Annotated in this window: 1 protein-coding gene; it reads left to right on the forward strand. The window is 56.1% G+C overall.

Annotated features, from left to right (window positions below; genetic code table 11):
* A partial coding sequence (locus tag LZP73_RS21050) for a QueG-associated DUF1730 domain-containing protein (protein ID WP_234236946.1) occupies positions 1–280 on the forward strand: 280 nt, incomplete at both ends.

A 280-nucleotide genomic window follows, 5' to 3' on the forward strand; every position in this document is an offset into this window, starting at 1 on the left:
CGATCTCAGCGCGTCCGAGCCCAAACTGCAAGCATGGCTGGACAAACAATACCACGGCGAAATGGACTGGATGGCGCGTCACGGTATGCTGCGTGCTCGTCCTCACGAATTATTGCCCGGTACGCTGCGCGTGATCAGCGTGCGGATGAATTACCTTCCTGCTAACGCCGCATTTGCCAGCACGCTGAAAAATCCCAAACTCGGCTATGTTAGCCGTTATGCGCTGGGCCGTGACTATCACAAGCTTCTGCGCAACCGACTCAAAAAGCTGGGCGAGATG

Origin of the sequence: Shewanella sp. AS16 (assembly GCF_021412365.1) — a bacterium.
Lineage (GTDB): Bacteria > Pseudomonadota > Gammaproteobacteria > Enterobacterales > Shewanellaceae > Shewanella > Shewanella salipaludis.